The sequence below is a fragment of the Mesorhizobium sp. M7A.F.Ca.CA.004.12.1.1 genome (assembly GCF_003997835.1).
Lineage (GTDB): Bacteria > Pseudomonadota > Alphaproteobacteria > Rhizobiales > Rhizobiaceae > Mesorhizobium.
On the sequence record NZ_RZRK01001234.1, the window covers coordinates 1 to 1,158 of the forward strand.

The 1,158-nt window shown below is 64.9% G+C and carries 1 protein-coding gene; it reads right to left on the bottom strand.

All coding sequences use genetic code 11. The annotated features are described in order from the left end of the window. Positions 1–1,119, bottom strand: a 1,119-nt coding sequence (locus EN984_RS35410) for an HlyD family secretion protein (RefSeq protein WP_164765958.1), incomplete at its 3' end; no start/stop codon positions are given. Between the last annotated feature and the right edge of the window lie 39 nt (positions 1,120–1,158).

The following is a 1,158-nucleotide window of genomic DNA, read 5'->3' on the forward strand; positions in this document are numbered from 1 at the left end:
CAGTTTGCCGCTCTTCAGGACATCTGCGGGCACATCGATGCGGACCGGAACGCGCTGCACGACCTTGGTGAAGTTGCCGGTGGCGTTTTCGGGCGGCAGCAGCGAGAACACGGCACCCGAAGCCGGCGCCAGCGACGAGACGGTTCCCTCGAAGTCCTGGCCGTCGGTCGCATCGACCGAGATCTTCACCTTCTCTCCGGGCACCAGCCGGGCAAGCTGCGTCTCCTTGAAGTTGGCGACGATGTAGAGCTTGTCCATCGGCACGATGACGGCGAGCTTCTGGCCGGGGCTGACAAGGTCGCCCTGTTCGACCGAGCGGTTGCCGACGATGCCGTCATAAGGCGCCTTGAGCACGGTGAAGGAAAGATCGCGCAGCGCCTTGTCATGGCTGAGCTGCAGGGACGCCAGCGTGCTCGCCGATTCCGCGCGTTGCGCCTGCAGCACGCCGATATTGGCCTGCGCGGCGGCGATCGTCGCGTCGGCGCCGACAAGGGCGGCATCGGCCTGCTGGACCGCCGTCTGGGCGTCGTCCAGCTGCGCCTGCGTGCCGACATGGGTCTTGAGCAGCTGCGAGGCGCGCGCCGCGACCTTGGCCGCATTGTCGGCCGCGGCCTGATCGGCGACCTTCTGCGCCTGCGCCTGCTGCAGCGAGGCGCGCGCTGCTTCAGTCTGGGCGTCGATACGGTCGAGCGTCTTGCTCAAGGTGGCGATCTGCGCCTCGGCCTGGGCGACGGCAATCTTGTAATCGCCGTCATCGACGACGAGCAGCGGATCGCCGGCCTTGACCTGCTGGTTCTCGCTGACCTTGACCTGATCGACATAGCCGGAAATCTTGGGCGAGATGAACGCCATGTCCGCCTGGACATAGGCATCGTCCGTCGAGATCATGAAGCGGCCCGTGGTCCAGTAATCGTAACCATACCAGGCGCCGGCGCCCAGCAAGGCGACGCCGATGACCGGCAGCAGGAAGGAACGCACCGAACGCTTCTTCTTGGCCGGAGCCTCTGCCGGTGGCGACGAGACCGGCTGGACAGGCACTTCCGGAGCTTCCGTCGCCGGCGCAACCTTGGCGTTGGGAAAGGGACGGACTTCGGCAGTGGTCGGCGCGTTCGAGGACATGACATCTCTCTAAAGTTATAATATAATACTGAACCGTTC